A 26,804-nucleotide genomic window follows, 5' to 3' on the forward strand; every position below is an offset into this window, starting at 1 on the left:
TAGCGCGACCCAGCTATTTCGGCAGCGCGTAGGCCATCACGTAATCCCCCGGCTTGGTGCCGACCGAGCCATGGCCGCCGGCGACGATGACCACGAACTGGCGTCCGTCGGCCACCGTATAGGTCATCGGCGTCGATTGCCCGCCGGCCGGCAATCGGGCCCGCCAGAGCTGCTTGCCTGATGTCAGGTCATAGGCGCGCAGATAGTCGTCGACCGCGGCACCCAGGAAAGCGACGCCGCCGGCGGTGATCATAGGCCCGCCAATGCCGGGCACCCCGACTTTGAGCGGCAGCGGCAGCGGCGTCATGTCGTAGATGGTGCCGTTGCGGTGCTTGTAGGCGATCGCGCCGGTCCTGAGGTCGACGCCTGCGACATATCCCCAGGGCGGCGCCTGGCAGGGAATGCCGAACGGCGACAGGAACGGGCCCATCACCACCGCATAGGGTGCACCCTCATTGCGGTTCAGCCCCTGTTCGCTGCCCTTGGTGTCGTCGCCCGGCGCCGGCACGTCCGCGCGGGGAATAAGCTTGGATGTGAAGGCCAGATAGGTCGGCATACCGAACATCACCTGCCGCACCGGATCGACCGCCACCCCGCCCCAGTTGAAGACACCGAAATTGCCGGGATAGATCAGCGATCCCTGCAGCGAGGGCGGCGTGTAGCGGCCTTCATAGCGCAATTTGTGGAAGGCAATGCGGCAGGCCAGCTGGTCGAACATGGTGATGCCCCACATGTCGGCATCGGTCAGCGGCTTCGGGTTGAAGGAGAGATCGGAGGAAGGCTGCGTCGGCGAGGCCTTGTCGCCCTCAATGGCGCCGCCGGGCGCCGGCACGTCCTTGACCGCGATCACCGGCTCGCCGGTGCGCCGGTCGAGCACATAGAGGTCGCCCTGCTTGGTCGGCCCGACCAGCGCCGGCACGATCGTGCCGTCTGCCTTGGTGATGTCGATCAGGCTCGGCTGCGCCGGCACATCCATGTCCCACAGATCGTGATGCACGGTCTGCCGCACCCATTTCAACTGCCCGGTGTTGAGGTCGAGCGCGGTGATCGACGAGGAAAACTTCTCGACATTGGCGCTGCGCCCGGCGCCGAGCTGGTCCGGCGTCTGGTTGCCGAGCGGCACGTAGAGCAGGCCGAGCTTCTCGTCGGCGCTCGGCGTCGACCACATATTGGGCGAGTTGGCCGTGTAGGTCTGGCCGGCCGGCAGCGGCGTCGTCTGGTCCGGATTGCCGGAATCCCAGTTCCAGATCAGCTTGCCGGTGCTCGCATCATAGGCGCGGATGACGCCGGACGGCTCCTGCGTCGAATAATTGTCGTTGACCGCGCCGCCGACGATGATCTTGCCGCCTGATATCAGCGGCGCCGAGGTCGAATAGTAATAGCCCGACTTCGGATAGGGCATGCCGGTCAACAGATTGAGCGTGCCGGCCTCGGCAAAGGCGGGACAGACCTGCCCGTTGGCGGCGTCGAGCGCGATCAGCCGCGCGTCAGACGTCGGCAGGTAGACACGGCTTCCGCAGGGTTGGCCGGCAGCAATCGCGGCATCGGCATAATAGGACACGCCGCGGCAGGTCTGGTGCTGGCGGTCCTTGTCGAGCTTGATCTTGGGATCGTAGCGCCACTTCTCCTTGCCGGTCGCGGCATCGACGGCGATGGCGAAATTGTGCGGCGTGCAGATGTAGAGCGTGTCGCCGATCTTCAGCGGCGTCACCTGATAGGTGGTCTCACCGACGTCGTCCGGCCCCTTCACGTCGCCCGTACGGTAGGTCCATGCCGGCTGCAGATTGGCGACATTGTCCGGCGTGATCTGGTCGAGCGGCGAATAACGCTGGCCGAATTGCGTGCGGCCATAGAAGTGCCATTCGCCTGCCGGCACGTCGTTGCCGAGGTTGGCGTTGGGGATAACCTTGTCGGTGTCGAGTGCGCCTCCAATGTCCTTCGGGTCAGTGGTCATCGAATAGCCGGCCACAGCCAGCGACGCCAGCACGGCCAGGATCAGCGGCGCGCGCGCGTCAGGACCGGCAAGGCCGCGCCTCGCCCATGGCGTCAAAAGCCACAGCGCCATCAGCACGATGATGCCGCCGCGCGGGCCGAGTTCCCACCAGTCGAAGCCGGTTTCCCAGACCGCCCAGGCCAGCGTGCCGAGCACGATCGCCGCGTAGAGCCACAGCGCCGTGGTGCGGCGCCGGTAGAGCAGCCAGGCGGTGATCAGGAACGCCAGACCGACGACGATGTAGTACCAGCTGCCACCCAGCGAGGCCAACCAGATACCGCCCGCGCCAAGCGCCAGGCCGATGAGGAAGAGGACGAGGGAGGTGATGGTGACAGCCAAGATGATACTCCTTCGACTGTTGCGCTTTGCGACGCCCATGGACAGCCCGATGCACCGTTCCTGCCCCTGTGCACAGCTTTCTCCTGCCTGCCTCGCCTGTCAAGTTGGCCCACACGCCAAGGTGGCAATTCATCTTGCCTGCAGTCGGGTTTTCCAGCAGTCTCTATTGATCGTCTCTCCCGTGGAGCAAGCAAAATGCCGTCATTCGTTCCGCCACTGACGCGCTTGGCGCTTGTGCTCTACTGCCTCGTCGCGCTTATGGCCGGCACCGTGGCCGCGCCGGCGCAGACAATCAGCGAGATCAACAAGGCGAACGGCTTTCACGAGATGCTGATGGGCATCGGCCCGGGTTTCACCGCGGCCGTGAAATCGGCACCGGGAATCCCGGCGCAAAAAGTCCAGGACGCGCTTGCCGCCGCCATGGAAGGAGCCTTTGACCCCAACAAGATGGAGACAGCCATCGAAGCGCGAATGGATGGCAAGCTGTCCGCCAAGGACCTGTCCGACCTCGCTGCGTTCTATTCTTCGCCCTTGGGCAAACAGGTCACGGCGCTGGAGATCCAGGCTTCCGCACCGGAAGCAAAGGAGGCCAAGAAGATCGAGGGCGCCAAAATCCTCGGCGAGCTTCCATCCAGGGATCCGGCCCGGCTCGCATTGTACAGGAAGATGATGGACGATATCAGCGCCGTCGACACTGGCGAAGCCGTCGCCTTGAACATGGGCTATGCGATGCTCACCGAAATGCTGGGCGCGGCCGGAAAGCCCCTGCCCGACGACCAGGTGATGGCCCTGCTGCGCAAGCAAACCGAAGGGCTTCGCCGTGACATCGACAGCGATGCCATGGAATCCTCAGCCTACATCTACCGGGATATGTCCATGGCCGACCTCAGGCTTTATGAGGCCTTCCTCGCCTCACCCGCCGGCGGCCGCTATTACGACCAGATGCAGGTCGCCCTGGGCGCGGTGATGACGGACGAGGCGCGCTCGTTCGGCCATCGATTCTTCGTCGCCCTCGGTTACCGCAAGGCCTGAACCGCCATACCGGGCACTTTACCGGGAACAAAACGTAGACGGTTCTGGTCTTTCCCCACCGAATCACTACATTCGGGGGAGATGTCCGGCTTTTCGGAAGACATGCCCTTTTTCGACGAACCCAATGCGCGGCCCACGGCCCCGTCGGGCATTGCCGCGCGCGCCATGGCTGCCCGCAGCGGCCAGACCAGTGCGCCCGACTATCTCAAGGGGTTGAATCCGGAACAAAGGCTGGCGGTGGAGACCACCGAAGGCCCGGTTCTGGTGCTGGCCGGCGCCGGAACCGGCAAGACCCGTGTCTTGACCACCCGCATCGCCCACATCCTTGCCACCGGCAAGGCGTTCCCGTCGCAGATTCTCGCCGTCACCTTCACCAACAAGGCCGCGCGCGAGATGAAGCAGCGCATCGGCATCCTGATCGGCGAAGGCAATGTCGAAGGCATGCCCTGGCTCGGCACCTTCCACTCGATCGGCGTGAAGCTTTTGCGCCGTCATGCCGAGCTTGCCGGCCTGAAATCCGATTTCACCATCCTCGACACCGACGACGTCGTACGGCTGATCAAGCAATTGATCCAGGCCGAAGGGCTGGACGACAAACGCTGGCCGGCCAAGCAGTTCGCCCAGATGATCGATGGCTGGAAGAACAAGGGGCAAGGCCCGGCCGATATCGCCGAGGGCGACGCGCGCAGCTTCGCCAACGGCAAGGGCCGCGAACTCTACAAGGCCTATCAGGAGCGCCTGCAGACGCTGAACGCCTGCGACTTCGGCGACCTGCTCTGCCACCCCATCCGCATCTTCCGCGCCAATCCGGATGTGCTGAAGGACTACCACAGGCGCTTCAAATACATCCTCGTCGACGAATACCAGGACACCAACACCGCCCAGTACATGTGGCTGCGCCTGCTGGCGCAACGCCCGCAATCCTCCCCCCTTGAGGGGGAGGTGCCCGCGAAGCGGGCGGAGGGGGTCGCCGCAGAAGGCACCGCTGCGGCGTCGCGCACTGCCGCGAGGACCCCACCCGACCGGGCTTCGCCCGGCCACCCTCCCCTCAAGGGGGAGGGATATCAGCGCCCGGCCACCGTCAACATCTGCTGCGTCGGCGATGACGACCAGTCCATCTATGGCTGGCGCGGAGCCGAGGTCGACAACATCCTGCGCTTCGACAAGGATTTCCCGGGCGCCACCATCATCCGGCTGGAACGCAACTACCGCTCCACCGCGCACATCCTTGGCGCCGCCTCCCACCTCATCGCCCACAATGAGGGCCGCTTCGGCAAGACGCTGTTCACCGACCGCAACGAGCCGGAGGACAGCAAGGTCAACGTCCACGCCTCCTGGGATTCCGAAGAGGAAGCCCGCGCCATCGGCGAGACCATCGAGGCCTATCAGCGCGAGAAGCACAACCTCAACGATATGGCGATCCTTGTCCGCGCGTCCTTCCAAATGCGCGCCTTCGAGGACCGCTTCATCACGCTCGGCCTCAACTACCGCGTCATCGGCGGCCCGCGTTTTTACGAGCGCATGGAAATCCGCGACGCGCTGGCCTTCTTCCGCGTCGTCGCCAACAGCGGCGATGACCTCGCCTTCGAGCGCATCGTCAATGTGCCGAAGCGCGGGCTGGGCGAAGCCACCATCCGCCAGATCCACGACACGGCGCGCGCGCTGCGCATCCCGATGCTGGAGGCGGCCGCCAACCTCGCCGAAAGCGACGAGTTGAAGCCGAAACCGCGCGCCGCGCTGCGCGAAGTGGCCGCCAATTTCGAACGCTGGCAAAAGGCGCTGGAAACCAAGCCCCACACCGAGCTCGCCGAGACCATTCTCGAGGAGAGCGGCTACACCGACATGTGGAAGAACGACCGCTCGGCCGAGGCGCCGGGCCGGCTGGAGAACCTCAAGGAACTGATCCGCTCGATGGAGGAGTACGAGTCACTGCGCTCCTTCCTCGAACATGTGGCGCTGGTCATGGATGCCGAGCAGAATGCCGGGCAGGACGCCGTCTCGATCATGACGCTGCATTCGGCCAAAGGCCTCGAATTCGAGACCGTTTTTCTCCCCGGCTGGGAGGAAGGCCTCTTTCCCCACCAGCGCGCGCTCGATGAAGGCGGCCGCTCAGGCCTGGAGGAAGAGCGCCGGCTCGCCTATGTCGGCCTGACGCGAGCCAAGAAGAACCTGCATATCTGGTTCGTCTCCAACCGCCTCATCCATGGGCTCTGGCAATCGACCATCCCGTCGCGTTTCCTCGAGGAACTGCCGGAATCCCATGTCGAGATCGCCGAAAGCGGCAATTCCTACGGCGGCTACGGCAATTCCTATGGCGGCGGCTCGTTCGCGTCGGGCCGTGGCGGCCGGCAGAACCCCTACGGCGCCTCGCGCTTCGACAATGTCGGCGCCAACACCGAAAAATCCGGCGCCTTCTCCAACACCTATTCGACGCCCGGCTGGCAGCGCGCGCAGGCCAACCGCACCGAAGCGACCGACCGCAACTGGGGCACGCGCTCCGGCCATCAGGTCGAGCGCATCGGCTATGGCGAGACCGACAGCGGCTACGGCGCCGGCCGCACCTCGGTCAAAGGCCGCACCATCGACGGTGAGCTGGTTGCCAAATCCGTCTCCGACACGCCATCCGCCTTCAGCGTCGGCGACCGCGTCTTCCACCAGAAATTCGGCAACGGCAACATCTCCGCCATCGAAGGCAACAAGCTGACCATCGACTTCGACAAGGCCGGCCAGAAACGCGTGCTGGACGGGTTTGTCGCGGCGGTGTGAGCTGCCGGATTTACCCGCAGCTCACCGATACCGCGCCTGGTTCCATTTATGCCCCAGCAGCGACAGGATGATGATCAGCCCGTTGAAGAACTGCACGTAGAAGCCGCTCAATCCCGCCGCCACGACACCGGTCTGGATGAACGACACGGTGACGGCGCCGATGGCGCCGCCGGCCACCGTGCCGATGCCGCCCCAGGTCGGGGTGCCGCCGACGAACACCGAGGCCAGCACCGGTAGGAGATAGCCGTCGCCGGCCGTCGGCCACCAGGTGAAGTTGATCATCACCGAAAACGTTCCGGCGATCGCCGCGCCAATGCCGACGAAGACGAACACTTTCACCCGCACGCGCTTGACGTCGATGCCCATCTGCTGGGCGCTGTCGGGATTGTCGCCGACCACCTTCACCTGCGCGCCGAAGCGGTGGCGGTTGTAGAGCATCGCCGACAGCACGACGAAGGCGATGGCCCAGAAGATCTGCACCGGGATTCCAAAAACCTGGCTGGAGAAGATCTTGTAGGCTGGGGTGTCGGCAAGGCCGGTCAGCGCCATCGACTTGCCTTCGTTGATGATCTGGATCAGGCCGCGCAGCAAAAAGTTCATGCCGAGCGTGGCGATCAGCGACGACAGCCCGCCATAGACGACCAGTGACCCGACGAGGAAGCCGAGCAGCATGCCGGTGACGAGTGCGGCGGCAATGCCGAGGAACGGATCGTAGCCGGCCTGCACCACCAGCGCGAACACCCAGGAGGCAAAACCCATCGTGGCCGGAAACGACAGGTCGATCTCGCCGCAGGTGACGACGAAGACCAGCGGCACCACCACGAACAGCGCTACAGGAAGCGTCGTCAGCACGGAACTGTAGAGATACCAGGTGGTGAACACGGTCGGGTTGGCGACCATGAATACCGCCATCATGACGATGAACACGGCAAGCGTGCCAAGCGAGGCGCGGTTGTCGAGGACGAAGCCGCGCAGCCAGTGATCGGATGGATGTTTCCACTCTTTGCGGGCGGCCCCGCCATGCGCGCGCAGAGGCGTTTCGAGATCGGGTTCCATGGTCTTGCTCATCGCGCTCGCTGCTCCGCTTCGCCGGCCTCGTGCAGTCCAGGCAATCCGCCGGGATGCGCGACGTCTTCCATGAAATTGATCAGCTCTTCCGCCGATTTGACCTGGCTGCGGTCGGCGGTCAGCGCCACCTTGCCGCGATCGAGCACCACGAAGCGGTCTGCAATGTCGAACACGTGATGGATGTTGTGGCCAATGAACAGGATCGATCGCCCGCCCGCCCGCACCTGGCGCACGAAGTGAAACACCTTGGCGGTCTCGGTCAGCGACAGCGCTGTCGTCGGCTCGTCGAGGATGATCAGCTCGGCCTGCTTGTAGATGGCGCGCGCGATCGCCACACCCTGGCGTTCGCCACCCGACAGCTGGCCGACGATCGAATGCGGCGTGAACACTTTCGAGGTGAAGCCGATCTCGCGCATCAGCCGGCTCGCCTCCTCGATCTCCTTGTTGACCTTCAGCCAACCCATGAAGCCGGTCAGCTCGCGACCCATGAAGATGTTGCGCACGATGGTCTGCTGCACGGCGAGCGCGCGGTCCTGGAACACCGTCTCGATGCCGGCGTCGCGCGAGCGTGCCGCGCTCCAGCCGGTCACCGGCTTGTCGCGCACGAGGATCTCGCCGCTGGTCGGCCTGACCACGCCGGAGAGGATCTTGATCAGCGTCGACTTGCCGGCGCCATTGTCGCCGATCAGGCCGACCACCTCGCCGCGGTCGACGCTGAGATTGACCCCGCCCAGCGCATAGACCTGACCATAGGATTTCTTGATATCGCGCAGTTCGATGATGCGTTCGGCCATCGGATCCTCGCTTGTCATTGTCGCTTGCCGGCCTCTTAGCCGGCGGTCCTGCCGGCCGGGTCAACCCGGCCGGCAGCCTTGGGAGGTCAGCGCAGCGCCTGCTTGGCGAGCTCTGAGACGATCTCATAATTCTGCGGCGTGACGAAGCCGGCACCGGTGTCGACATTCATCGGCGCCAGACCCAGCACCACCTGCTGGCAAAGGCTGAGGATCGGCAGATAGCCTTGCATGAACGGCTGCTGGTCGGCCGTCAGTTGCACCCAGCCGCCCTTGAAGCCCTCGACGATCTGCGGGCTGGTGTCGAAGCCGAAATTGAAGATGTCGCCGGGCTTCCTTCCAGCGGCCTGCATGTATGTCGGCACATTGCCGAGCATCTGCCCACCGGGATAGCCGACCGCCTTGACGGTGGGATTGTTGAGCAACGCCGCGGTGATCACCGGGATGGCGAGATTCGGATCGGCTGCCCACTCAGGGACAGAATTGATTTGAACGACATCGACGCCCGCCTCTTTCAATGCGGCGACTGTCCCACGCTCGCGTGCGCCCCGGCTCTCATTGTCGAACGGGCCGATCATGATCGCCTTGTCGCCGGATTTCAGCCCGGCCAGCTTGAACGCCTCTGCGCCGAGCGCGCGGCCCTGCTGCTCCTGCTGCGCGCCGACATAGCCGCCGCCGAACGCCGCCGTCACCTTCGGCACCGGCACGTTCTGGTACATCATCTTGATGCCGTCCTTATGCGCCTGCTCGGCCAGCGGCATGATCGCGTCGTCGCCGGGATGGCCCATCATGGCGATGCCGCCGGGCTTGACCGCAACCGCCTCACGCAATTGCTGCACCATCTTTTCGACGTCCCAGCCCGAGAAGATGTAGTCGACCTTCGGCCCGAGATCGGCCGCCGCCTGCTTGGCGCCGTTGTAGACGATGGTGCCGAAAGCGTCGCCCTCGGCGCCGCCGACGAAGAACCGGATATGGACATCCTTGCACCATTGCGCGTCGAGCGCCTGTGCCGGCAAGGTCGAGATGGCGGCGCACAGCGCCGTGGCGGCGGCCACGACGGTCGTGCGCAGAAGTGTCGTTCTGATCGCGATGCTCATGCACTTGTCCTCCCATTGTTTCCCTCGTCAGCCGAGGGGCTTTTGACGATTGCTACGGCAGTACGACTTACCGGCCGGCTCCTCCTGCCGGCCGCTTCTCACGTCGGATTTGGCAGATAGCTGGCACCTCCCCGGCATTGCTTGAGGTACTCCAGCCCCCGCACCTGGCCGGTAATTTCGAGATCGCCGCGATAGACCGGATCGTGCCAGCCCTCGATGTCGATGGCGCCCTTGTAGCCGGCCAGCCGCAATTCGCTGATCACCCGCGTCCAGTCGCTGTCGCCGAAGCCCGGCGTTCGCATCTGCACGAAGGGCAGCCGGCCGAACACGCCATGCTCGCGGATGACGTCCCAGCGCACCGTGGCGTCCTTGCCGTGGACATGGAAGATGCGCTGCGCCCATTTGCGGATCTGCGGCATCGGATCGATCAGATAGACGAGCTGATGGCAGGGCTCCCATTCCAGCCCGAGATTGTCATCAGGCAATTCATTGAACATCAGCTCCCAGGCGTCCGGATTGTGGGCAATGTTCCAGTCGCCGGTGGCCCAGTTGCCGTCCATGGCGCAGTTCTCGAAGGCGATGCGCACGCCCTTGTCGGCGGCGCGCTTGGCCAGCGGTCCCCACACTTCGCGAAAGCGCGGCAGGCTGTCGGTCAGCGTCTTGCCGCGCAGGCGCCCGGTGAAGCCGCTGACCATGGAAGTGCCGAACAGATGCGCATTGTCGATGGCCGCTTCCCAAGCCGCAAGCACACCGCGATCGACTTCTCCGCTCTCCAGCGGATTGCCGAACACGCCCAGGGAAGACACGATGACATCGGCATCACCGATCGCCTCGCGGATCTGGCCGGCCAGCCGCGGCAGATCCTTGCCACCCAGCGTCTGCCAGAAGAAGGGCTGGATGCTCTCGAAGCCGAGCGGCAGGATCTGCTTGATGTAGGCTGCCGGGTCGTCGAGATTGGCCCGCACCATGGTGCCGATCCTGATGTCGAGAAGCGGGTTTGGCATTATTTCTCTTCCTGCGCAGTGATCGCCACGCGGCGTCCGGTCTCGGCGCTCTCGATGGCGCTGAAAACCATGGCCAGGCTCTTGATGTTGTCGGCGCCGCGCGTTTCCGGCTCGATGCCGGTCTCGATGGCGTGCATGAAATCCCTGATGATGCCGAGATGACCGCCGATGCGGTCGGCCGGATCGAGCGGCGGCACGTCGATCGGCTGGGTCTTGTCGATCAGGCCATCGCGGCCCGGCGCCACCACTTCCGCCTTCAACACGTCATGGCCGTCCCAAATGAGGCTGCCGCGCTCGGCGACAATGCGCCAGCTGCCTTCCCAGCTGGTGCGAAAACCGTCGGCGCACCAGGAGCCGGCATAGGTGAAGACCTTGCCGCCGCCGAGATCGAAGACGGCGCTCGCCGACGATCCCTGCCGGTACCAGGAACTGGCCGGCTCCCATTCCTGGCAATAGACGCTGGCCGGCTCGCCCGCAGCCATGTAGCGGGCGGCGTCGAAAGTGTGGATCGCCATGTCGAGCAGCAGCACATGCGCCATCTCCTCGCGAAAGCCGCCGAAATGCGGCGCGACGAAGAAGTCGGCATGGATCGAGGTCGCCGCGCCGATGGCGCCGGAATCGAGAAAACGGCGAATGCGCCTGACATTGGCGACATAGCGCCGGTTCTGCACGACGGCATGGACACGCCCTGCCCGGTGCGCCGCCTCGATGATGGCACGCGCATTCTCAGGACTGTCGGCCAGCGGCTTTTCGGTCAGGAGATGACAATTGTGGGCAAAGGCGGAGAGCGCGACCTCGCGGCGGGCGGCGGGGACCACGACATCGAACACCGCGTCGGGCCTGGTCTGGTCGAGCACCGCATCGAGGCTGGTGCCGATGACGGCACCGGTGAGATCGTATTCGTCCGCCCTCGCCTTCGCCCGCTCGGCGTCGAGGTCGACAAGGCCGACAATGGCAAGCCCGTCGATCTGCCTCGCGGCATCAAGCCACTGCCTGCTCATCGCACCACAGCCGACGAGGACGACATTCATCATCCGGCATTCCTCCCGTCCGGTCCCTCCAGACCGAATGTTCACGGCATCCACGGCATCACCGTAAACGTTTTTCCGTAAACGTTTACGAGAACACACCCGATAGCGTAGAATGTCAATCGGCTGCCTGCGAAAATCATCCCGAAGCCTTGGCCTGAGCGGCAGCCGGTGCTAGCCAAGGGTCGGGGGAGAACTGTCCTTGGCGTCCAGCATCCACGACCTTGCGCGTCACCTGAACATTTCGATCGGCACCGTGTCGCGGGCGCTGAACGGCCGCGCCGACGTCAATGCCGATACCCGCCAGCGCGTGCTCGACGCGGCCAAGAAGCTGAACTATTCACCCAACCAGTCCGGCCGCAGTCTCAGGCAAGGCGCCACCCATTCGATTGCCTTCATGCTGCAGCCGCATCCGGGCGACCAGCAATATGGCGAACCGTTCTTCATCCCCTTCCTGATCGGACTGCAGGCGAAGCTTGCCGAGCATGGTCTCGACCTGATGGTCGTCATGGGTGAGCCCGGCCAATATCAGCAGGAGCGGTTGCGCCGCGTGGTTGAGACGCGCCTAGTCGATGCGGTCGTGTTGGCCAATACGCGACGAGCAGACGATCGGATCGACTATCTCAGCAAGGCCGGCTTTCCCTTCGCCACACTTGGCCGAAGTCAGTCCGGCGACGACACCCATCCTTCGCTCGATATCGATTTCGAGAGAGCCGGTGATGAAGCCGTTGACCGCCTGGTGGCGCGCGGCCACCGCCGCATTGCCGCCATCCGCCCTTCGCATGATCTCAACTTCGGCTATCTGTTCCTCGACGGCTATCGCAAGGCCCTGCGGAGGCATGGCATCGAGGTCGATCCCGCGTTGATCGCCGATGGCTTCATCAACGAGGCCGGCGGCTACGAGGTGACGCCGCAAGTCATGCGCTCCAAGGCCCCACCGACGGCCATCATATTCAACAATGACGCCATGGCGCTTGGCGGCTGCAAGGCGCTGGCCGAGATGGGTATCCGGCCTGGCCACGACATTGCCGTGAACGTCATCGTCGACACGCCGCTCTGCCGCTATTTTTCCCCGGCGCTGACCGCCTTCCGCCCGGCGCTGGAGCCGATGGGCCGGCGGCTGGCCGAAATGCTGCTGGCTTCGCTTCCCGCCTTTGCCGGCCCGGATGGCCCACGTATCATCAGGGAAGTCTGGCCGCTGGAGCTGATCGCGCGCGACAGCGATTGATGTGGCCGGCGTAAGCCGCTCAATCCACCTTCTTCTCGCCTCGCTCGCCGGCCTTGACGATGTCGCCCGTGGTGAACAGGATTTGCTTCAATTCCGCGCGCCAGTCCTTCTTCTGGCGCAGCAGGAATTCCAGATCCATGCCGAAATGCTTGAACTCCTCGCCCTGCGCATTCTTCATGATCGCGCGGGCCTGCGGGTCCTTCTCCACCGAGATGCGCTGCTCGTACCAGCCGATCGCTTCCGCCTCCTCGATCAGCGAGGTGATCATGCGGGCAAAGGTCCGCACCTTCTGCGACAGTTCCTCAGGCGGTTCGTGATACTGGTCGAAACCCATGTCGTCCTCCGTGAGCCATTCCCATGAATGCCCCGGAGCCGCCGCCGGTTCCGCCTCATCGCTGCAATTCCGCCAACGCCCTTTCCAGCGGCGCCGGCGAAATCTGGATCGGACCGGAGAACGGCACATCCATATCGAGGATCAAATAGAGCGCCCCGGCGATCAGCGCGGCGGAAATCACCAAGGTCGCGAGCGTGATCGCATTCTTCGGCGCCCTGAACCCGAAACTGGCAAAGATCAGTGCCAGCCACGTAACCAGCATGGCGATCAGCGGCCAGGGGATAGCGCCCTCCGACTGCTCGACCAGGATCCACCGCAGTTCCAGCACTTTCTGCAGGCGCTGGCGTCCATCCTGCAGGAGGGAACCACGTACAGCGTCGGCCGGCGTCAGCGCATTCAGCCGTGAGCCGATCTCCGTCAGCAGATGTTCGGACAGCTGGTTGGCGGCGATAGTCGTTTCGCTGTTCTGTGACGAGGTGGTCACCACCCGCTGGACATAGGCGACCAGCGGCTGCCGCACCGCGTCGGTTTCCGGGCCATATTGACGCAATGTCCTGTCGAGCAGGATCAGTTCCGTCGCATAGGCGTGCACGTTGTGATCGATCGATTCGAAGGTGTTCTTGGCCGAATTGATCATCAGGCCGAGCATCAGCGAGGTCATGACCCCGAACAGATTGGCGGCTAGCCGAACCACGGTGTTCGTATCGTCATCACGATGTCTGGCCGGCAATCTCGGCCATATCGCCATGCTGGCGAACGCCGACGCCGCCAGGCACAGGAAGATCACCATTGCGATGAAAGCTTCGAGCATCGCTCATCTCTGCACGGGACACGCCAATTGCCAATGGCACGGCGCCGGTCACACAGCAAAAGTTGCGACGGCGTCAGGCGTCTCCCGCCCCTCTCTCACATCTCACGATACCGGCGCCGCCCCGCCCTCTTCGGTGCGCCGCGCGATGAACGCGTCGAGCACGCCGGCGGTCGCGGCAGCCGATGCGGGTGGCTCGAAATCGGCGACCGCGCGCCGCCAGACGCCGGTGGCGCGTTCGCTCGCCGTCTTCGATCCGCTTTGCGTCCAGTTGCCGAAGTTCGACCAGTCGGCCACGAGCGGTTCGTAGAAGGCGGTGCGGTAGCGCGCCATCGTATGGCCGGCGGAAAAGAAATGACCGCCCGGCTGCACTTCGGCGATCGCCTCGAAGCCGATGGAATCGTCGTCGCCGGGCGTCGCGGCGCACAGTTCCGCGACCGTCTGCAGCGCCTCGATATCGGTGATCATCTTCTCGAAGGAGACGCTCAAGCCGCCTTCCAGCCAGCCGGCGGCGTGGATGCACATCGTCGCCCCGGCCAGCACCGAACCCCACAGCGCGAACTGCGTCTCATGGGCTGCCTGCGCGTCCGAGATGTTGGCCGCACTGCCGCCGCCGGACCGCCACGGCAGTCCGGTGAAGCGCGCCAGCTGGCCGGCGCCAAGCGTCGCCTTGACATGCTCCGGCGTGCCGAAGGCCGGCGCTCCGGATTTCATGTCGACATTGGAGGAGAAGGAGCCGTAGACGACCGGCGCACCGGGCCGCACGATCTGCGCCAGCGTCAGGCCCGCCAGCGCCTCGGCATGCTGCAGCGCCAGCGCGCCGGCCACCGTGATCGGCGCCATCGCACCCGCTAGGCAAAACGGTGTGATGACGGAGACCTGCCCTGCCTTGGCGAAATCGATGATGCCTTGCGCCATCGGAATGTCGAGCTGGCGCGGCGAGTTGGTGTTGATGACAGTGTAGCAATGCGCGTTCGCCAGGAACTCGTCCTGCGACAGGCCGCGCGCCAGCCGGATCATCTCAAAACCGTCCTCGACCTGCGGCGTGCCGCGCGCGAAAACGAACGGAAACTTGTCGGACAGCGTCAGCTGCGCAAGGTTGACGGCGTAGTGGCGAAAGCGGTTGTCGACGTCCTGTGGTTCTATGCAGGGGCCAAGCATATGCAGCACGTCGAAATGCTGCACCAGCCGCAGCAGATCCTCGAAATCGGCCAGCGTCCCCGGCCTACGGCCGCGTTCGAGATCGGTGACGTTCGGTGCGCCGCATCCGGCCAGGAAGGTCATCGACCCGAGCTCCAGCGTCAGGTCGCGGGAGCGGTCGCCGGCTTGCGCTTGGATCGACTTCGGCGCCGAGGCCAATGCCGCCACCACCATGTCACGGCCGATGCGCACCATGTCGGTGTCCGGGTCGACCAGGGCGCCGGCGCTGGCGAAAAGCTCTCGTGCCTGCGGCAGCAGCACCTTGATCCCGAGTTCTTCCAGCACGCGCAGCGCCGTATCGTGGATCGCGGCGACCTGATCGTCCGAAAAGATCGGCTGCGGCAGGAACGGGTTCTTCAGCGAGCGGTAATTGGGCCGGCGGCTGCTTTCGCTGCCGGCCTCGCCCGTGCGTCCACGCCGGCGTTCGCGCCTGCTGTCTCGTGCCGCGTCATCGACCATCGAAAATCCTCCTCATTGCCGCATCGCCTTGCCCGAGGGATCGTAGGGCGAGGCCGCGATGATCCGCGCCGGCCGTTCGACGCCGACAATGTGCACCGAAAGTGCGGTCCCCTCCTCGGCAAAATCGTCCTCCACCAACGCCAGCGCGACGCTCTTGCCAATCGTGTAGCCAAATCCGCCCGAAGTGACGAAGCCGACGCGCCGGCCATCACGCCAGACCGGCTCGAAGCCGCTGGCGTCGGCGTCGAGCGCATCGATCTCCAGAGTCACCATCCGTTGCGAGGTGACCGCCTTGCGCTCCTTCAGCGCCGCCTCGCGGCCGATGAAATCGCCCTTGTCGAAGGCAATGAAACGGTCGAGGCCGGTCTGGCAGGACGTGTAGCCCTGCGTGAATTCGCGCGACCAGATGCCGAAGCTTTTCTCCAGCCTGAGCGCATTCAGCGCGCAATAGCCGATCTCGGCGAGACCAAGATCCTCGCCGGCAGCAAGCAGCGTGTCGCGCAGTGTGGCATGCATGGCCACCGGGCAACTGATCTCGAAGCCGAGTTCACCTGCGATGGAGAGGCGGGCGACCCGCGCCTCCACCATGCCGATATCGAACGCGCCGCAGGCCATGAATGGAAGTGCCGCGCTGGAGACATCCTGATGCGTGGTGCGTTCGAGTATCTTGCGGGCATTCGGGCCGGTCAGCAGGAAGCCGCTCATCGCGTCGGAAATGTCGGTGACCGCGACGTCATCTCCTGCCTGGCTCTCGAACCAGCGCATATGGAATTCCCTGAGATAGTAGGAGCCCATCAGCCAATAGCCGTCGTCGTCGCCCCAGTTGATCACGGTAAGGTCGCCCTTCAGCCGCCCGTCCGGCCCGAGCATCGGCGCCAGCCGCGCTTGGCCCGCCTTCGGCAGCCTGCAGGCAAGCAGCCGGTCGAGCCATGCCTCGGCGCCTGGCCCCGACACCGCATAGCGCGCATAGGCCGAGATATCGACGAGACCGGCGGCACGCCGGACCTGCAACGCCTCGTCGCCGACGATATCGAAGGCGTTGGAGCGCTTGAGCGTGGTGTTCTCGCGAAATCCCATCGGCGCGAAATAGGCCGGGATTTCCAGCCCCCACGACGCCGTCCATTCGCAGCCCGCCGCACTCATGCCGTCATAGGCGCCGGGGCGTTTCAAAGGCCGGCCCGCCGGCAGCCGCTCATTGGGAAAGGTCATGACGAAACGGCGTGAATAGAATTGCCGCGTCGTCTGCTTGAGATATTCCCGGTTGGTGGCAAAGGCGCCGTAGCGGGCAATGTCCATGCCGAAAATGTCGGCCTGCGGCTCGCCATAAATCATCCACTCGGCCAGCGATTTGCCGACGCCACCGCCCTGGCTGAAACCGGCCATGACGCCACAGGCGACCCAGTAGTTTTTCAGCCCGCGCACCGGTCCGACGATCGGGTTGCCGTCGGGGGTAAAGGTGAAGGCGCCGTTGACCCATTTGCGGATGCCGGCCGTCGCCAGGCACGGAAAGCGCTCATGCGCCTTGGCGAGCTCCGGACTGATGCGGTCGATGTCTTCCGGGATCAGCTCGATGCCGTAGTCCCATGGCGCGCCATCCATGTTCCAGTGCTTCGGGTTCTGCTCATAGACGCCGAGCAGCACGCCCTTGCGCTCTTGCCGCAGGTAGGAAAAACCGTCGAGATCGACGGCGATGCCGATCTCCCGGTCCAGTGCCGCGATCTCCGGAATGTCCTCGGTGATGAAATAGTGATGCTCCATCGGCGTCACCGGCAGGTCGACACCGGCCATGCGGCCGAGCTGCTTTGCCCACAAGCCACCGGCGTTGACGACGTGCTCGGCGACGATAGTGCCTTGCTCGGTGACGACGTCCCAATGGCCATCGGCGCGGGCCTTCAGCTCGACGACGCGGTTGCGCAGGATGATATCGGCGCCGCGCTTCTTCGCGGCACCGGCATAGGCATGTGTCGTGCCGTAGGGGTCGAGATGGCCTTCGTTGGAATCATGCAGGCCGCCCAGCACACCGGTGACATCGACGATCGGGCAGATCTGTTTGATCTCTTCCGGGGTCACCAGCCGGGCGGTCTCGATGCCGACCGACTGGAACACCGCCCAGGCCGATTTCAGCCATTCCCAGCGCTGGGGATCGCTAGCGATGTTGACGCCGCCGGTCATATGCAGGCCGATGTCCTGGCCGGATTCGGCCTCGATCTCGCGGTAGAGGTTGATGGTGTAATCCTGCAGCGCCGCGACATTGGGATCGGCGTTGAGCGCATGGAAACCGGCCGCCGCGTGCCAGGTCGAGCCGGCCGTCAATTCGGCGCGCTCGATCAGCGCCACGTCGGACCAGCCGAACCGCGTCAGGTGGTAGAGCACCGAGGCGCCGACCACCCCACCCCCGATAACCACTGCGCGATAATGCGGCTTCAAGGCTTCCCTCCCGATCTGTCAGAGGCCGCACCATATACGCGCTGTACATAAGTGTCTAGTGCGGAGCTTGGACACCCGAATGCATGTGCGAAGGACCATCAATTCCGTCGCCCGAGCGCATGCTTTTCTCGACCTGCGAACAAGCCGGCGGGCATGCATGCCGCACTGTCACGCAAGCATCATGTTCGCGCCTTAGACCGCCTTTGGGGGGCGCGCGGCATCATCGATGTATCGCCTCTTTCAGCTTTTCGTCCTTCGGCCGCTCCGGCACATCTGTCAGAAAGAGGATTGTCCATGAAACAGCTTTACCGAACCGCCTCGCTCGGCGTCGCGCTGGCCCTGTTCACCGCCTTGACGCCGACGCTCGCCGACAGCACCGCGACCGTCCTCGTCAACAAGGGCCTGGTCGGCGTCGGCCGCATCCCGGCCGCGCAGCGCGACAAGTTCGGCGAGACCTTCGGCTCAGGTTCCGGCATGGCGATCGACACAGCTGGCTGGACGCATGACGCGGGCACCTACAAGGGGTCGCTCTGGCTGCTGCCGGATCGCGGCTACAATGTCGCCGGCACCACCGATTACCGGCCGCGCATCAACACGATCGGCATCGAATTCACCCCGGCGGCACCAGGCGCCGCCGGCCAGGAGCAGACCGAAGTCAAGGCGACGCTGGCCGACACCATGCTTCTGACCGACGACAAGGGCGCCGACGCCACCGGCCTCGATCCGCTGTCGGATGTGCGCGCCGCTGCCGGCGACATGCCGATGCTGCCCGCCGCCACCAATGGCAAGCTCGCCCTCGACAACGAGGCGATCGTGCGGCTGCCTGAGGGCTCGATGTTCATCTCCGACGAATATGGCCCCAACATCTACCGGTTCTCGGCGCAAGGCCGCCTGCTGTCGGCGACGCAGCCGCCGGCGGCCCTCGTACCAACGCGCAAAGGCACGCCGAATTTCTCCTCGGACAATCCCGGTCCAGGTGCTGCCGAGCCCGATCCGAAGGATCCCGATACCGGCCGCCAGAACAACCAGGGCCTGGAAGGCATGGCGATGACGCCGGACGGCAAGTTCCTGATCGCCGTGCTGCAGTCGGCGACCAGGCAGGATGGCGGCGATTCGGGCTCGACCCGGCAGAACACACGGGCGCTGGTCTATGACGCCTCCGACCTCGCCCATCTCAAGCTGGCGCATGAATATGTCGTGCCTCTGCCAGTGTTCAAGGACGCCAAGGGCAAGACCAAGATCGCCGCGCAAAGCGAGATCGTGGCGCTGTCGGACACATCCTTCCTGATGCTGGCGCGCGACAGCGGCAACGGCCAGGGGGTGAAGGGCGACACCTCGCTTCTGCGCCAGATCTTCGTCGTCGACGTTTCGACCGCGACCGACATCGCCGGCGGCGCCTTCGATGCCGCCGACAAGCCGGTCGCCCCCAAGGGCGTGCTCGATCCGTCGGTGACGCCGGCTAAGCTGACGCCGTTCATCGACATCAACGACAATGCGCAGCTCAATCGCTTCGGCTTGCACAATGGCGCGCCGAACGACCACAACAATCTGTCCGAGAAGTGGGAAGCGATGTCGCTGGCCAGCGTGCTCGACCCGAAGCTGCCCGACGACTACTTCCTGTTCGTCGCCAATGACAACGACTTCCTTGCCCAGGACGGCTTCCAGGTCGGCGCCCCCTACAAGGCCGATGACGGCGCGAATGTCGACACCATGTTCCTGGTCTATCAGGTCACGCTTCCCGGCCTCGCAAAGAAGTAGTCACCCCTATCCAGGCGGGCGCGCTTGGCGCGTCCGCCTATCTCTTGTTTTACGCAATTCCGGACGGAAAACCGCTTCACACTTTTCCTGGAATTGCTCCAGGCAGGTCGTGAAGGCTACTTCAAGAACTCCGCGTCCTTCGGCACGCCCGCATCGATCGGTTCCGCCGTCCTGCTCGACACGGCCATGATCTTGCCGGCAGCCGACAAATTGGGACGCACGAAAACCTGGGCGGGGCCGTTAACCCGGCTGTAGAGGTCGATGATGTCCTGGTTCATGAAACGCACGCAGCCCGACGATGCGTTCTTGCCGATGGAATCCCACTCCGGCGTGCCGTGCAGCCGGTACATCGTGTCCTTGCCGTCGCGGAAGAGATAGAGCGCGCGGGCGCCGAGCGGGCTCTGCGGACCGGGCGGCATGCCATCCTTGAATTTCGCCAGTTCCGGCCGGCGCTTGATCATTTCCGGCGGCGGCGTCCACACCGGCCACTTCTTCCGCGCCTGGATCACGGCGCTGCCGGTCCAGCCGAAGCCGGCCTTACCGAGGCTGACGCCGTAACGGATAGCCTTGCCGCCATCGCGCACCAGATAGAGGAAGTGCTCGGAGACATCGACGACGATCGTGCCGGGTTTTTCACCGGTCGGGTCGGCCACGATCTGGCGCACGAATTTCGGATCGAGCTTGGCCACCGGGATGGCCGGCAGCTGAAAGCCCTCATCGGTGCGCGCGGTATACATTGTTGCGGTATCGCCGAGCGCCGGCTCGGGCGGAGCAGAGGCCACCGGCGGCGGCGTCACCACCTCCGTCGTGGTGCAGGCTGAAAGAGCTACCGCGGCCGCACCGAAAGCGGATGCACCCAGAAACTCGCGCCGGTTCAGGCGCTCGGAAAACAGCGGACTATCGGACATGAACCCCCCGGCTATTGATAAGATCTGGTAAGCAATGCGGGCCCCACGCCCCCGGGATCAATAGCCCATTCCGGGACCTTTGAGAACATGATTAGATCAACACACGCCTGCGGAATTTTCCGACGCCGCATCGACCTGTCTCGTTGAATCGGCAATCATCACGGACCGGACCGAGACAGGCCTTCAGCCATGACCGAAAAAATGCCCACGCGCCGACGCACCGGCGACCTGACCAGCGGCCCGATCCCGCGCACGCTGCTTTTGTTTGCCTTGCCGGTGCTGGGCTCCAACGTGCTGCAGTCACTCAACGGGTCGATCAACGCCGTCTGGGTCGGCCGCTTCCTTGGTGAATCGGCGCTGACCGCCACCTCCAACGCCAACCTCGTGCTGTTTCTGATCCTGGGCACCGTGTTCGGCATCGGCATGGCGGCGACCATCCTGGTGGCGCAGTCGGTCGGCGCCCGCGACCTGCCGGAGGCCCGCCGCATCGTCGGCACCAGCGCCACCTTCTTCTTCCTCGTCTCCATTGTCTTCGCCGTCTGCGGCTGGATCTGGGTCGACACCATTCTCAACACGCTTGGCACACCGGCAGACGCCTTGCCGCTGGCGCGTTCCTATCTGCGCATCATCTTCGTCGCCGTGCCGATGATCAACCTGCTGTCCTTCGTCATGACCGTGCTGCGCGGTGCCGGCGATTCGCGCACGCCCTTCTTATTCATGGCGCTGGCGGTCGTCCTCGACATCGTGCTCAACCCGCTGCTCATCCGCGGCATCGGACCCTTCCCGGAACTCGGAATTGCGGGCTCCGCCACTTCGACGCTGATCGGCCAGACGGTGAGCGTCATCGCCATTCTTGTCGTGCTCTACGTACGCAAGCATCCGTTGCGGCTGGCCGGCGCCAATCTCGCTCTGCTGCGCCCCGATCCGGCTTTGCTGCGCATAATCGTCTTCAAGGGCGTGCCGATGGGGCTGCAGATGATCGTCATCTCGGCGGCGGCCCTGACGGTGATGGGCATCGTCAATTCCTACGGTTCGCAGGTCGCCGCCGCCTACGGCATCGCCGCGCAGCTGTGGACCTACATCCAGATGCCGGCGCTGGCCATCGGTGCCGCGGTCTCCTCGATGGCGGCGCAGAATGTCGGCGCCGGCCGCTGGGACCGGATCGGCCGCATCGCCGCCTCCGGCGTCGGCTTCAACCTTGTTCTGACGGGCGCCCTGGTCGCCTTGCTGTGGCTCTTCGACCGCTCGATCCTCAGCCTGTTCCTGAGCAGCGACAGCGCGGCGATCGATATCGCGGCCCACATCAACTCTGCGGCGTCCTGGTCGTTCATCCTGTTCGGTATCACCATCGTGCTGTTTGCCACCGTGCGCGCCACCGGTGCGGTGATGCCGCCGCTGATCATCCTGGTGATCTCGGTGCTCATCGTGCGCACCGGCTTTGCCTATTTCATGCGTGGCGTGATCGGCGAGGAAGCGCTGTGGTGGAGTTTCCCGGCCGGCTCGATCACTTCGCTGGTCCTGGCCGGGGCCTATTACCGCTTCGGCGGCTGGCGCAGCTTGCACATGATCGAAAACAGGCCGGCCGCCGGCGAACCGCCGGACACCGGCCTTGGCGTGCCGCGCGGGCGCGCCAACATGGCACCCGAGACACCAAACGGTTGAATGATTTGGCGCACCTTTCGCGAGTCGCCTGGACAAGGTGCGGGCCATCCACCGTTTGCCCAGCCACATGGCGGGTAGCCGCACGTCCAGCCATCGCGTAGATTTTACCAGACAATCGGGGGGCTCCATGGGCAAAGGCAGGGTCGAGGCATTCACCGACGGCGTGGTCGCCATCATCATCACCATCATGGTACTGGACCTGAAAGTGCCGGAGGGCGAGGACTTTTCGGCCCTTGTGCCGCAGTGGCCGATCTTCCTGTGCTACGTGCTGTCGTTCATCAATGTCGGCATCTACTGGAACAATCTGCACAACATGTTCCACACCGTGCAGCGCGTCGATGGCCGGGTCCTTTGGGCGAACCTGCATCTGTTGTTCTGGTTGTCGCTGATGCCGGTTACGACCGCCTTCATGGGCGAGAACCATTTCGCCACGGTTCCCGTCGCGGTCTACGGCTTCGATCTCGCAATGTGCGCGGCCGCCTACGCCATCCTGGTCCTGACGCTGCACCGGCTGCATGGTCATGACACCGCCTTCGCCAAGGCAATCGGCAACGACCGCAAGGGAAGGCTCTCGCTCGCCGTGTATATCACGGCCGTTGCGCTGACCTTCGTCGACCGGTGGATCGGTGTGGGGCTCTATGTTGCCGTTGCTCTGGTGTGGCTTGTGCCGGATACGCGGTTTTCGCGCGTTCTCGAAAAATAACCCGGGAATAGCCCTATTTACGCATCGCCTTCAGCTTTTCCGCTACCGACGCAGCAAGGTCGGCGTAGCGCTCCTCCAGCCGTTCGGCTGCCTTGATGATCGAGAAATCATGGCCGAACTTCTCCAGCGCCATGCGCAGTTTCTCGACGAACTCGGCCTGTTTTTCCAGCGCGGCGAACAGTGTCTTCACCTGGGCTTCGCTGATATCGGGGTTGGCCAGCATCTGCGGCACCTCGCGCCCCATCTGGTCGCCGGTGGCGGTCTGCTCCTTCAGAATTGCAACCCAGTCCGTCAATCGAAGATCTCCATTCTCCCCAGGCAAAAGTCTCCTTTTGCCCCGGCAATGCCCAAGCAACATGCGCAGCCTCGACCGGACTGGTCAACCCGAACACGTGCTGACGCAGGCTTGCGCAAGCCTGTTCCGGCGCTAAGTTCGGCGCCATCGAGAAAAGGACCCGTTGCTCATGATCACCGACGCCGAAATCCAGACCGCCCTGCCCGCGCTTGGGCCGGGTAACACCGCCGTCATCACCGGCGCCGCCAGCGGCATCGGTCTGGCAGCCGCCAAGCGGCTTGCGCTGATGGGCATGAAGATCGTGCTCGCCGATATTGGCGGCACCCGCCTTGACGATGCCTCCCGCGCCATCTCGGCCATTGCCGGCGACGACGCCGTGCTTGCCGTTGCATCGGACGTTTCGAAAGCCGATGAGGTCGATCGTCTCGCCGACCGGGCATTCGGCGCCTTCGGCGAGGTCTCGCTGCTGATGAACAATGCCGGCGTCGGCGACAACCCGGGAAAACCCTGGGAAAACCGCGATGCCTGGAAACGGCTGCTCGACATCAATTTCTGGGGCGTCGTGCATGGCGTCGAAGCCTTCGCGCCGCGCATGCTGGCGTCGGCCAAGCCGGGCCTGATCATCAACACCGGTTCAAAACAAGGCATCACCACGCCGCCTGGTAACCTGGCCTACAATGTCTCCAAGGCCGGCGTGAAGACATTCACCGAGGGCCTGGCGCATGCGCTGCGCAACGAACCGGGCGCCCGCCTGTCGGCGCATCTGCTGATCCCGGGCTTCACCTACACCGGCCTCACCGAAGGCGCGACGGAAAAGCCGGCTGGCGCCTGGACCGGCGAGCAGGTCGTTGATTTCATGCTGGAATCCCTGGTCAGGGGCGACTTCTACATCCTGTGCCCAGACAATGATGTGGCCCGGCCGCTGGACGAGAAACGCATGGCCTGGGCGATCGGCGACATCATCGAAAACCGCCCGGCCCTGTCGCGCTGGCATCCGGACCACAAGGATGCCTTTGCCGAATTCATCAAAGGCTGAGCTTCAAACCCTCAAGCCGCGTGCTTTTTCGGAGCTCGCTTTTGCGCCACGGCCTTCTTTGCGGCCATGGCGGCGATCTTCTCGTCATGCCGTCGCGCCGCCCGCTCGCATTTGTCACGGATTTCCTCGACCTCGGATTCGGTCAGGTGCTCGATGCCGATGAAGCGGTTGTGACCCTCGCTGACCCGGATCAGTTCATCGAGTTTGGCCTGGATCGCCGCACCGTCGCGATTCTGGGTGTTCTGGATCAGAAACACCATCAGGAATGTGATGATGGTCGTGCCCGTGTTGATCACCAGTTGCCAGGTGTCCGAGAAACCGAAGAACGGTCCGGTCGCCGCCCAGACGACGACGATCAGGCAGCACACGGCAAAGGTCAGCGGCAGGCCGGTTACGTGGGCGACCCAATTGGCAATCCTGGTGAAAAGCTTTTCCATCTGTCGAGATCCCTCAATTCTGCCACGATCAGAAACATCCGGCGGCCGTTCCAGGTTCCCCACGGCAGCAAATACATCAGGCGCAATTGAATACACGCAATGCGGGCATGCGGTGGAAAACACACCTTATCGGTTTAGTGTCATGGTGACCGTGCAGGCAAGAGAGCCTGTTCCGTCCGCTGCACAGCGGTTTACCTCCAGCCCCTTCCGCTGCGCCACCCCCGCATGGCGGAAGGGGTTTCAGTCCGGATTGCGCGGAGCACGGGTTCCCGAAAGCGCCGACCGGCATCCAGTCAGACGATCGCTCCACTTTCCCGCAACTTGTTTCGCAGCGCCGCTCTCAGCCTGCTGATTACCGTCAAAGCTTCTTGTACAATGGTATGCGCGGCCCTTCGAACAACGGGAAGCGAGCCAGCAGGCGTGGATGCCGGCTTAGAAGGCGTCGTTTTCCCAACGATCGAGGAAGGCCTCGATCGGCATGGACTGGATGTCGGGAACCGCCCTGGCGAGTTTCTCAACCGGCCAGTCCCACCAGGCGAGCACTTCGATCCGCGCCGCGACTTCAGCAGAAAAGCGCGGCCGCAGCGGCTTTGCCGGCACGCCGGCGACGATCGAGTAGGACGGCACGTCCTGCGTCACCACCGCATTGGCGCCGATGACGGCGCCATTGCCGATGGTGATGCCAGGCATGACCACCGCGCCATGACCAATCCAGACGTCATGGCCGATGGTGACGGCCTTCGCCCGCCGCCGCTCGCGGAACGTGGCATCGACACCCAGCCAGCGGAAATACTCGTTCGGCCGATAGCTGACCTTGTGCTGGGTCAGCCGTTCGATCGGATGTTCCAGCGCGTTGATGCGGCTGTTGGCGGCGATCGAGCAGAATTTGCCGATGCTCGTATAGATGGCTTCCGAATGGCGCTCAAAATAGGAGAAGTCGCCGACGCTCACCTCGCGCAGCACCACCCGCTCGCCGATCGAGGCGTAGCGGCCGAGCTTGCACGCCTTCAGCTCCGCGGTCGGATGGATGCGCGGCTCGGGATCTTTCAGGACAAGGTTTTCGGAACGGTCCATGCGGGCGGCTTTACGTCAGAGCAATTGCTCCTGCAAGGCAGGAGCAATTGTCCGTGGGGCCAATCAGCATAAAAGACGCCAGACCCGCCTATTTCGGCTGGCCTTTGCTCCACACCACGTTCTGGCCATAGAGCGGCACTGTCGTAACCGACATCTTGGCCGAGCCGTTCTGCACCTGGCGCGAATGCGAGAGATAGATCAACGTCTCGTTGGTCTTGTCGTAGATGCGGTTCACCACCTGCTTCTTCCAGATCAGGCTGATGCCTTGCTTGAAAACCTCTTCGCCGCCCTCACTCATATCGATATCGCCGATGGTGATCGGGCCGGTCTGACGGCAGGAGATCGATGAATCGGAGGGATCCTCAAACCAGTTGCCCTTGTGCAGGCGGTCGATGATGCTGCGGTCGAAATAGGAGACATGGCAGGTCACGCCATCGACCTTGGGGTCCTTGATCGCTTCGACGATGATGTCGTTGCCGACCCAGTCGACGCCGACCTTGCCGACTTCATCGGCAACGGCCGCACCGGCGCCCAGCATGACGCACGCGGCCACGGCGCCGCCGATCAGTTTTCGCCCAATCAGTCGCTGCAAGGAAGCCTCCAACGGTTTGAGTTGCCGGTCACAGGTGGGGCGAGTTGTGCGGCTTTGCAAGCACAAGCGTCAACACCACCGGTTGCGGCATCGCGGCGCTTTGCCTGCGCGGGCCCGAACCGCTAAGACTGTCGCACCGGCGCGGCATCGAGCCGGCGCGATGATTTCTGCAGACGGACTTTTCGGATGATGCGTTCTATCTTGGTCGGCATTCTCGTCCTTATGGCGGCCGGTATCGGCTGGCTGACCTTCGACTGGTATCGCGGCCATTATGGCGGCGAGCCGTTCGGCGCCCCCTTCACTTTGGTCGACCAGAGAGGCGCACCGATCACCGAAGCCGCCTTCCGTGGGCAGCCCAGCGTCGTCTTCTTCGGCTTCACCCATTGCCCGGAAGTCTGCCCGACCACACTGTTCGAACTCTCCGGCTGGCTGAAGACGCTCGGCGACGACGGCAAGACCCTGCATGCCTATTTCGTCTCGGTCGATCCGGAGCGTGATACGCCGGCGGTGATGAACGCCTATGTCAGCAACTTCTCCGACCGCATCACCGGTATCACCGGCGACCCGGACAAGGTCCATGCCATGGCCAAGTCGTTCGGCATCTACTGGAAGAAGGTCGACACCGGCGACGGCGACTACACGATGGACCACACGGCCTCGGTGCTGCTGCTCAACCCCAAGGGCGACTTTGCCGGCACGATCGCCTATGGCGAAAGCGCCAGCACCGCGGTCGAAAAGCTGAAGCGCCTCGCGGCCAAGGGTTGA

Annotated in this window: 23 protein-coding genes; 8 read left to right on the top strand and 15 right to left on the bottom strand. The window is 64.1% G+C overall.

The genetic code is table 11. The features are described 5' to 3' along the window. Window positions 1-13: 13 nt before the first annotated feature. Window positions 14-2,371: a glucose/quinate/shikimate family membrane-bound PQQ-dependent dehydrogenase gene (locus AC1D05_RS07565; RefSeq protein ID WP_477439646.1), complete on the bottom strand. Its 2,358-nt coding sequence runs from the start codon at window positions 2,369-2,371 to the stop codon at window positions 14-16. Between the two features lie 156 nt (window positions 2,372-2,527). Between AC1D05_RS07565 and AC1D05_RS07570 the strand changes: the two genes are divergently transcribed. Both AC1D05_RS07570 and AC1D05_RS07575 read left to right on the top strand, forming a co-directional pair. After that, on the top strand, window positions 2,528-3,364 hold the full coding sequence (locus tag AC1D05_RS07570; RefSeq protein WP_477439648.1) for a DUF2059 domain-containing protein: 837 nt from the start codon (window positions 2,528-2,530) through the stop codon (window positions 3,362-3,364). 81 nt (window positions 3,365-3,445) lie between these two features. Beyond that, a complete protein-coding gene (locus tag AC1D05_RS07575) occupies window positions 3,446-6,130 on the top strand; it encodes an ATP-dependent helicase (protein ID WP_477439650.1) in 2,685 nt (894 codons plus the stop codon). A 21-nt stretch (window positions 6,131-6,151) separates the two neighbouring features. Here the strand turns inward: AC1D05_RS07575 and AC1D05_RS07580 are convergent, their stop codons facing one another. The 5 genes from AC1D05_RS07580 to AC1D05_RS07600 all read right to left on the bottom strand — a co-directional run bounded on the left by AC1D05_RS07580 (window position 6,152) and on the right by AC1D05_RS07600 (window position 11,124). Beyond that, window positions 6,152-7,198, bottom strand: coding sequence for an ABC transporter permease (locus tag AC1D05_RS07580; protein WP_477439652.1), 1,047 nt, complete (start codon window positions 7,196-7,198; stop codon window positions 6,152-6,154). After that, window positions 7,195-7,992 carry an ATP-binding cassette domain-containing protein gene (locus tag AC1D05_RS07585; RefSeq protein WP_477439949.1) on the bottom strand — a complete coding sequence of 266 codons (798 nt, stop codon included), beginning with the start codon at window positions 7,990-7,992 and terminating at the stop codon, window positions 7,195-7,197. Before AC1D05_RS07585 ends, AC1D05_RS07580 begins: the two co-directional genes overlap by 4 nt. 86 nt (window positions 7,993-8,078) lie before the next feature. Beyond that, window positions 8,079-9,086 carry a substrate-binding domain-containing protein gene (locus tag AC1D05_RS07590; protein WP_477439654.1) on the bottom strand — a complete coding sequence of 336 codons (1,008 nt, stop codon included), beginning with the start codon at window positions 9,084-9,086 and terminating at the stop codon, window positions 8,079-8,081. Between the two features lie 98 nt (window positions 9,087-9,184). Beyond that, window positions 9,185-10,090, bottom strand: a complete 906-nt coding sequence (locus AC1D05_RS07595; RefSeq protein WP_477439656.1) for a sugar phosphate isomerase/epimerase family protein — start codon at window positions 10,088-10,090, stop codon at window positions 9,185-9,187. Further along, a complete protein-coding gene (locus AC1D05_RS07600) occupies window positions 10,090-11,124 on the bottom strand; it encodes a Gfo/Idh/MocA family protein (RefSeq protein WP_477439658.1) in 1,035 nt (344 codons plus the stop codon). The genes AC1D05_RS07595 and AC1D05_RS07600 overlap by 1 nt, the downstream gene beginning before the upstream one ends. A 196-nt stretch (window positions 11,125-11,320) precedes the next feature. Here AC1D05_RS07600 and AC1D05_RS07605 point away from each other — a divergent pair, with 196 nt between their 5' ends. After that, window positions 11,321-12,346 carry a LacI family DNA-binding transcriptional regulator gene (locus tag AC1D05_RS07605; RefSeq protein ID WP_477439660.1) on the top strand — a complete coding sequence of 342 codons (1,026 nt, stop codon included), beginning with the start codon at window positions 11,321-11,323 and terminating at the stop codon, window positions 12,344-12,346. Window positions 12,347-12,365: 19 nt separating this feature from the next. Here AC1D05_RS07605 and AC1D05_RS07610 read toward each other — a convergent pair whose 3' ends face one another. The 4 genes from AC1D05_RS07610 to AC1D05_RS07625 form a co-directional block, all read right to left on the bottom strand. After that, window positions 12,366-12,680, bottom strand: a complete 315-nt coding sequence (locus AC1D05_RS07610) for a ferritin family protein (protein ID WP_477439662.1) — start codon at window positions 12,678-12,680, stop codon at window positions 12,366-12,368. A gap of 55 nt (window positions 12,681-12,735) precedes the next feature. Continuing rightward, complete coding sequence (locus AC1D05_RS07615; protein WP_477439664.1) at window positions 12,736-13,491, bottom strand: bestrophin-like domain; 756 nt, start codon at window positions 13,489-13,491, stop codon at window positions 12,736-12,738. Window positions 13,492-13,593: 102 nt separating this feature from the next. Next, window positions 13,594-15,147 (bottom strand): trimethylamine methyltransferase family protein, encoded by a 1,554-nt coding sequence (locus AC1D05_RS07620; RefSeq protein WP_477439666.1) that lies wholly within the window; start codon window positions 15,145-15,147, stop codon window positions 13,594-13,596. Between the two features lie 12 nt (window positions 15,148-15,159). Beyond that, window positions 15,160-17,574, bottom strand: coding sequence for a GcvT family protein (locus AC1D05_RS07625; protein ID WP_477439668.1), 2,415 nt, complete (start codon window positions 17,572-17,574; stop codon window positions 15,160-15,162). Between the two features lie 294 nt (window positions 17,575-17,868). On the opposite strand from AC1D05_RS07625, the gene AC1D05_RS07630 reads away from it, so the two are divergent. Then, entirely contained in the window at window positions 17,869-19,332 is a 1,464-nt protein-coding gene (locus tag AC1D05_RS07630) for an esterase-like activity of phytase family protein (RefSeq protein WP_477439670.1), read from the top strand. Between the two features lie 116 nt (window positions 19,333-19,448). On the opposite strand, the gene AC1D05_RS07635 is transcribed toward AC1D05_RS07630, so the two are convergent. Then, a complete protein-coding gene (locus tag AC1D05_RS07635) occupies window positions 19,449-20,240 on the bottom strand; it encodes a L,D-transpeptidase (RefSeq protein WP_477439672.1) in 792 nt (263 codons plus the stop codon). A 189-nt stretch (window positions 20,241-20,429) separates the two neighbouring features. Here AC1D05_RS07635 and AC1D05_RS07640 point away from each other — a divergent pair, with 189 nt between their 5' ends. Both AC1D05_RS07640 and AC1D05_RS07645 read left to right on the top strand, forming a co-directional pair. Beyond that, a complete protein-coding gene (locus AC1D05_RS07640) occupies window positions 20,430-21,902 on the top strand; it encodes an MATE family efflux transporter (RefSeq protein ID WP_477439674.1) in 1,473 nt (490 codons plus the stop codon). Between the two features lie 127 nt (window positions 21,903-22,029). After that, window positions 22,030-22,605 (top strand): TMEM175 family protein, encoded by a 576-nt coding sequence (locus AC1D05_RS07645; RefSeq protein WP_477439676.1) that lies wholly within the window; start codon window positions 22,030-22,032, stop codon window positions 22,603-22,605. Window positions 22,606-22,618: 13 nt separating this feature from the next. Here the strand turns inward: AC1D05_RS07645 and AC1D05_RS07650 are convergent, their stop codons facing one another. Then, the gene (locus AC1D05_RS07650; protein ID WP_172227406.1) at window positions 22,619-22,900 is read right to left on the bottom strand and encodes a hypothetical protein; all 282 of its coding nucleotides are present in this window, start codon (window positions 22,898-22,900) and stop codon (window positions 22,619-22,621) included. 169 nt (window positions 22,901-23,069) lie between these two features. Between AC1D05_RS07650 and AC1D05_RS07655 the strand changes: the two genes are divergently transcribed. Then, entirely contained in the window at window positions 23,070-23,936 is an 867-nt protein-coding gene (locus AC1D05_RS07655; RefSeq protein WP_477439678.1) for an SDR family NAD(P)-dependent oxidoreductase, read from the top strand. 11 nt (window positions 23,937-23,947) lie between these two features. On the opposite strand, the gene AC1D05_RS07660 is transcribed toward AC1D05_RS07655, so the two are convergent. The 3 genes from AC1D05_RS07660 to AC1D05_RS07670 form a co-directional block, all read right to left on the bottom strand. Then, window positions 23,948-24,373 (bottom strand): low affinity iron permease family protein, encoded by a 426-nt coding sequence (locus AC1D05_RS07660; RefSeq protein WP_477439680.1) that lies wholly within the window; start codon window positions 24,371-24,373, stop codon window positions 23,948-23,950. A 432-nt stretch (window positions 24,374-24,805) separates the two neighbouring features. Next, window positions 24,806-25,447 carry a transferase hexapeptide repeat family protein gene (locus AC1D05_RS07665; protein WP_477439682.1) on the bottom strand — a complete coding sequence of 214 codons (642 nt, stop codon included), beginning with the start codon at window positions 25,445-25,447 and terminating at the stop codon, window positions 24,806-24,808. An 88-nt stretch (window positions 25,448-25,535) separates the two neighbouring features. Further along, window positions 25,536-25,985: a CreA family protein gene (locus tag AC1D05_RS07670; RefSeq protein WP_477439951.1), complete on the bottom strand. Its 450-nt coding sequence runs from the start codon at window positions 25,983-25,985 to the stop codon at window positions 25,536-25,538. 240 nt (window positions 25,986-26,225) lie between these two features. Here AC1D05_RS07670 and AC1D05_RS07675 point away from each other — a divergent pair, with 240 nt between their 5' ends. Continuing rightward, entirely contained in the window at window positions 26,226-26,804 is a 579-nt protein-coding gene (locus tag AC1D05_RS07675) for an SCO family protein (RefSeq protein WP_477439684.1), read from the top strand.

Source organism: Mesorhizobium sp. P2_E9, assembly GCF_056403815.1.

Bases quoted from the DNA above. Each gene is read 5' to 3' on its own strand.
- AC1D05_RS07595 (WP_477439656.1), bottom strand. From the start codon at position 10,090: ATGCCAAACCCGCTTCTCGACATCAGGATCGGCACCATGGTGCGGGCC.
- AC1D05_RS07640 (WP_477439674.1), top strand. From the start codon at position 20,430: ATGACCGAAAAAATGCCCACGCGCCGACGCACCGGCGACCTGACCAGC.
- AC1D05_RS07575 (WP_477439650.1), top strand. From the start codon at position 3,446: ATGTCCGGCTTTTCGGAAGACATGCCCTTTTTCGACGAACCCAATGCG.
- AC1D05_RS07665 (WP_477439682.1), bottom strand. From the start codon at position 25,447: ATGGACCGTTCCGAAAACCTTGTCCTGAAAGATCCCGAGCCGCGCATC.
- AC1D05_RS07645 (WP_477439676.1), top strand. From the start codon at position 22,030: ATGGGCAAAGGCAGGGTCGAGGCATTCACCGACGGCGTGGTCGCCATC.
- AC1D05_RS07610 (WP_477439662.1), bottom strand. From the start codon at position 12,680: ATGGGTTTCGACCAGTATCACGAACCGCCTGAGGAACTGTCGCAGAAG.
- AC1D05_RS07600 (WP_477439658.1), bottom strand. From the start codon at position 11,124: ATGATGAATGTCGTCCTCGTCGGCTGTGGTGCGATGAGCAGGCAGTGG.
- AC1D05_RS07615 (WP_477439664.1), bottom strand. From the start codon at position 13,491: ATGCTCGAAGCTTTCATCGCAATGGTGATCTTCCTGTGCCTGGCGGCG.
- AC1D05_RS07670 (WP_477439951.1), bottom strand. From the start codon at position 25,985: ATGCTGGGCGCCGGTGCGGCCGTTGCCGATGAAGTCGGCAAGGTCGGC.
- AC1D05_RS07580 (WP_477439652.1), bottom strand. From the start codon at position 7,198: ATGAGCAAGACCATGGAACCCGATCTCGAAACGCCTCTGCGCGCGCAT.
- AC1D05_RS07570 (WP_477439648.1), top strand. From the start codon at position 2,528: ATGCCGTCATTCGTTCCGCCACTGACGCGCTTGGCGCTTGTGCTCTAC.
- AC1D05_RS07620 (WP_477439666.1), bottom strand. From the start codon at position 15,147: ATGGTCGATGACGCGGCACGAGACAGCAGGCGCGAACGCCGGCGTGGA.
- AC1D05_RS07630 (WP_477439670.1), top strand. From the start codon at position 17,869: ATGAAACAGCTTTACCGAACCGCCTCGCTCGGCGTCGCGCTGGCCCTG.
- AC1D05_RS07660 (WP_477439680.1), bottom strand. From the start codon at position 24,373: ATGGAAAAGCTTTTCACCAGGATTGCCAATTGGGTCGCCCACGTAACC.
- AC1D05_RS07590 (WP_477439654.1), bottom strand. From the start codon at position 9,086: ATGAGCATCGCGATCAGAACGACACTTCTGCGCACGACCGTCGTGGCC.
- AC1D05_RS07675 (WP_477439684.1), top strand. From the start codon at position 26,226: ATGATGCGTTCTATCTTGGTCGGCATTCTCGTCCTTATGGCGGCCGGT.
- AC1D05_RS07635 (WP_477439672.1), bottom strand. From the start codon at position 20,240: ATGTCCGATAGTCCGCTGTTTTCCGAGCGCCTGAACCGGCGCGAGTTT.
- AC1D05_RS07585 (WP_477439949.1), bottom strand. From the start codon at position 7,992: ATGGCCGAACGCATCATCGAACTGCGCGATATCAAGAAATCCTATGGT.
- AC1D05_RS07565 (WP_477439646.1), bottom strand. From the start codon at position 2,371: ATGGGCGTCGCAAAGCGCAACAGTCGAAGGAGTATCATCTTGGCTGTC.
- AC1D05_RS07655 (WP_477439678.1), top strand. From the start codon at position 23,070: ATGATCACCGACGCCGAAATCCAGACCGCCCTGCCCGCGCTTGGGCCG.